Origin of the sequence: Robiginitalea sp., from assembly GCF_049588695.1 — a bacterium.
Lineage (GTDB): Bacteria > Bacteroidota > Bacteroidia > Flavobacteriales > Flavobacteriaceae > Robiginitalea.
The window spans coordinates 1-4,186 of record NZ_JBAVZJ010000267.1; the positions used below are offsets into that span (position 1 = coordinate 1).

6 protein-coding genes and 1 pseudogene are annotated in these 4,186 nt (G+C 49.7%); all 7 read right to left on the reverse strand.

Translation table 11 applies throughout. The annotated features are described in order from the left end of the window. A partial coding sequence (locus WBV75_RS06475) for a sigma-54-dependent transcriptional regulator (RefSeq protein ID WP_424119825.1) occupies positions 1 to 632 on the reverse strand: 632 nt, incomplete at its 3' end. Between the two features lie 136 nt (positions 633 to 768). Beyond that, positions 769 to 1,644, reverse strand: a complete 876-nt coding sequence (locus WBV75_RS06480) for a sulfate/molybdate ABC transporter ATP-binding protein (RefSeq protein ID WP_424119826.1) — start codon at positions 1,642 to 1,644, stop codon at positions 769 to 771. Continuing rightward, positions 1,641 to 2,312, reverse strand: coding sequence for a molybdate ABC transporter permease subunit (modB, locus tag WBV75_RS06485; RefSeq protein WP_424119827.1), 672 nt, complete (start codon positions 2,310 to 2,312; stop codon positions 1,641 to 1,643). Before modB ends, WBV75_RS06480 begins: the two co-directional genes overlap by 4 nt. Continuing rightward, positions 2,309 to 2,713 (reverse strand): TOBE domain-containing protein, encoded by a 405-nt coding sequence (locus WBV75_RS06490; protein ID WP_424119828.1) that lies wholly within the window; start codon positions 2,711 to 2,713, stop codon positions 2,309 to 2,311. The genes modB and WBV75_RS06490 overlap by 4 nt, the downstream gene beginning before the upstream one ends. Then, positions 2,706 to 3,485: a molybdate ABC transporter substrate-binding protein gene (gene modA / locus WBV75_RS06495; protein ID WP_424119829.1), complete on the reverse strand. Its 780-nt coding sequence runs from the start codon at positions 3,483 to 3,485 to the stop codon at positions 2,706 to 2,708. Before modA ends, WBV75_RS06490 begins: the two co-directional genes overlap by 8 nt. Before the next feature lie 6 nt (positions 3,486 to 3,491). Further along, positions 3,492 to 3,992: a GyrI-like domain-containing protein gene (locus tag WBV75_RS06500; RefSeq protein ID WP_424119830.1), complete on the reverse strand. Its 501-nt coding sequence runs from the start codon at positions 3,990 to 3,992 to the stop codon at positions 3,492 to 3,494. Then, positions 3,989 to 4,186 (reverse strand): annotated as a pseudogene (locus WBV75_RS06505) (hypothetical protein); the annotation flags it as partial. The gene WBV75_RS06500 and the pseudogene WBV75_RS06505, both read right to left, overlap by 4 nt.

A 4,186-nucleotide genomic window follows, 5' to 3' on the forward strand; every position in this document is an offset into this window, starting at 1 on the left:
AAAAGTTCACTTTCTATGAGTTCTGATGGGATGGCCGCGCAGTTTACCTCGATAAATGGGGCGCCTGAGCGTGCACTCTTCTCGTGAATCCAGTGCGCTACCAATTCCTTACCTGTACCGTTAGAACCGGTAATAAGGACGCGAGCATCCGTTGGGGCCACCTTTTCAATGATCTCCTTGATGTTTTGGATTCCGGGGCTCTCCCCTATCATTTCAAAGCTCTTGCTGACTTTCTTTTTGAGGCGCTTGTTGGCTACCACCAGCTCTTTACGATCCAGGGCATTGCGGACAGTGGTAAGCAAACGGTTCAGGTCCGGAGGCTTAGAAATGTAGTCAAAAGCCCCAAGACGCATCGTCTGAACAGCCGTATCCAGATCGCCGTGCCCGGAAATCATGATAAAGGGTATTTCAGGCTTCTCCTTTCGAGCTTCCTGCAGCACCTCTACTCCATCCATTTTAGGCATCTTAATATCACAGAGTACCAGATCGTAATCGGATTGCCGGATTTTTTGCATTCCAGCTGCTCCATCCGGGGCTTCCTCGATCTGATAGGCCTCGTTTTCCTCATTTAATATTTTGACCAGCACCCGACGGATGGCGGCTTCGTCTTCAATAACTAAGATTTTTGACATAAGGATCTTTCAATTTTTAGGGGTATTCTCACTTCGGATTATACGGAGCTTCCGATATGCCTTTGTTCCATATTTGTTCCAATTTCAAAATTAGTGCGTTTCGCCTGTCTAAACGAAAGAAACCCGAAGAAACCAACTACCCCAGTCTGTAGAGTGCCGGATTAAAGGCTTTAGAGGCCACAAGAACGGTATCTCCAATGGAGAGCCCTTCAATTTCCGAAGCCCTGGAAACCACTTTAACGATCTGATTTTGTATCCGAACGTGAACGATAAATAGGATATCCGCCGCTTCAATACGCATAACTTCCCCTGTAAACTTGAATTTGCCGCTAATTTGCCGGTCGGAAAACAAGGCATCGGCAGCGGTTTCTTTGGTTATCCTGCCGGCCTCCATATGCATGACCCGGTCCGATAGCCGATAAATCTCCCCCAGATCATGGCTGATCAGTATTGTGGTGAGGCCGAACTCCCGGTGTACCCGTAGAATATCTTCCTGTAATTTAGCCCGAATTCCACTGTCCAGGGCCGACAGGGGTTCATCCAGCATGAGTATATCAGGTTTTTGGACCAAAGCACGCGCCAGGGCAACCCGCTGTTTCTGTCCGCCGGAAAGGGTGGATGGCAAGCGTTTTTCCAGTCCCCTGAGGTCTACCATATCGATCAGGGTGTTCACGAGCTGACGATCTGCACGCCTTCCGCTGCCGTATTCGAGATTTTGCTGAACGGTCATATTGGGAAAAAGGGCGTAATCCTGAAAAACAAAACCAATCCTCCGCTGTTGGGGTTTTAGGTTTATCCTTTGAGCGCTGTCAAACCAGACCGTATCCCCGACGCGAATACGACCGGAATCCGGGGTCAGCAACCCGGCGAGTATGCGAAGGGTGGATGTCTTTCCCGCCCCGGATTTACCATAGAGCGTCACCAGGGCACCTTTCGGGATATCAAAATCCAGCCGGAGTTGGATTCCGCCTCCCGAAGCATTCAAATCTTTTTGAGCGGTACAGGAAATCATCTCCAGAATCGTTTTAAATATCCTCCATTGACCAGGTAGACCAGTAGCAAAATCATAAAGGTAGCTGTAAACAAAATGGCGGAATAGACGTTGGCAGCCCCGTAATTCAGCGCTTCTACTTCATCGTAAATAGCAATGGAAGCCACCCGGGTTTGGCCCGGGATATTCCCCCCGATCATCAACACAACCCCAAATTCACCGACTGTATGTGCAAAAGACAGGACAATCCCGGTCAGCAGAGCCGGCCGGATATTGGGGAGTAAAATACGCCTCAGTGTTCTGAACCTGGAATTTCCCATCAGATAGGAGGCCTCCCTGAGCGATGGAGACAGGGAAGACAGGCCTGCCTGTATGGGATGGACCATAAAGGGTAAACTATAAAGGACGGAGGCCAGGACCAGCCCCGGAAATGAAAAGATCAGTTGGAGCCCGAACTGGGATTCCAGAAAGCCCCCGAAAGCATTACGCGGGCTAAATGCGATTAAAAAATAAAATCCAAGAACCGTTGGCGGAAGCACCAAAGGCATGCTCACCAGTGTTTCTACCACAGGTTTAAAACGCGCCCGTGAATACGCCAGCCAGTACGAGAGCGGTATAGCCAGCACCAGTAGGATGACTGTAGTCACCAGGGCGAGTTTCAGTGTCAGTAAGAGGGGTTCCCAACTCATTGTCCCGAGAGCATTACTTCAGTTGTTTTGACGCAGGCTATAACCTCTTTTCCGGGGATAAGGCCGAGAAGGGCCACAGAATCCGCGGGAATAATAGCCCCGATATCCCCGATCGGTGTTCGTAAGCCCACCCAGGTAAACAAGGTACCGGGCTCCAGCCTGTCCACCTCTGCGGGTATTTGATTCGGCTCGCTGAGCTGCAGGGTCCCCGGCAAGCCCAGAACAACTTCCGTCTCCTTAAAAAGTACGGCGGCCTTAGCCCCCATTTTAAGGTAAGGGGCCGTTTCAGGTGTTTCTATAACCACAGCCTGAATCTCATGGTCCTCTTTGAGAATTGTGGTCACCAGGGAGATCTGCTGGCAGGTCCGGATTGCACCTATATGTCCTTGAAACCTATTCATTTGTTGTATATCCGTATTTTCTGAGGATCGCCCGGGCGGCTTCTGAAAATAAAAAATCCTGGAATAATAAGGCGTCATCCCCTTTGCCGTCTTTCTGACGGATGACCACTACCCCCTGTTCGATAGGGTTGTATTGAAGTGAATCCAGGACTGCCCAGCGTCCGATACTTTCAAATTGTGGAGCAGAAACCACAGACATGGCTGTAAACCCTATTTCTGCGGAACCCGATCGGATAAACTGATTCACCTGCCCGATACTCTCCCCGAAGACCAGCTTCTCCTGCAAGGTGCTATCGAGATTGTTGTACTGCAAAACTTCCAAAGCGGCCTGGCCATACGGAGCTGTTTTGGCGTTGGCTACTGCAATATAGCGGATTTCATCACGTGCCAACACACTGAGGTCTGGATCCATGCCCTCCAATGTCGTCCATAATACCAATTTACCAAAGGCGTATACCCGTGGAGGGCCTAGTGTCAAGCCTTCCGTATAGAGTTTGTCGGGATATTTTACATCCGCAGAAACCAGTATGTCATAAGGCGCTCCTTCCGAGATCTGGGCCGTCAGTTTGCCGGAAGAACCTGTCACAATGCGGCAGGGAATATCTGTTTGAGCCTCAAAAGCCTCTGAAATCTCCTCTAGGGCAAACTGCATATTGGAAGCTCCGGCGATAGTCAGTTCGCGCTTTTTATCCGCATTACCACAGGAACAAAGCCACAGTGTACAATATAAACACAACAGCAGGAGTCCGTATACCTCTTTACCTGATCGCATCTTCCCTTATTTTTTTCGGACCGGTATCCACAATTCTTCTTGTGAATTTGAATCTTCTCCCTTATACCCCGCCCCCATAATGGCAAAATGCGGCCTTGGGTCAAGTACAAACCCGGACCCCGGGATCCAGTCTGTAAAAATGTACTGGTATAGCCGATGCACCTGGCTGGCAGGACCCAGGTAGCTAAAAACGGCATACAGCCCTTCACTAATAAGGAGTTCCTCCATACCTGAAGGCCGGGGAAAAGTGCTTTTTTCCACGGCTACAGCTGCCCACTTTTCAAAGGTTTTGCCAGGGTCATAGGAGTTGAAATACGAATCCGGGTAAATCTCCACAGAGTACCATTCGGTGCCGCTCTTATTGCCGATAGCTTTTGAAACCTGCATAAACCTGCCCCATAATTCCCGGGTAGTGTCCTGTGCTATGCTCATTCGCGTTCGAAATCCCAGTAGGAGGAGCTCCTTTGATTTTTCAATTCTAGGGGGATGGAATTGCTTCGATTTCATTCGGGTTTCCCTGTTTGTAAATCGGAATCCGCACCCGCCCCGCCCGGAAGGGGTTGTTGAAAAAAATGCACATCCCGCTGAGGGAATGGGATCCGTACGCCGTGTTCACGGAACAGCGCATCTATACGATAGCGGATCCGGCTTTTCAACCGCAATTCCGTAAATGCGTCATCGATAAAAAAATGAACTGAAAA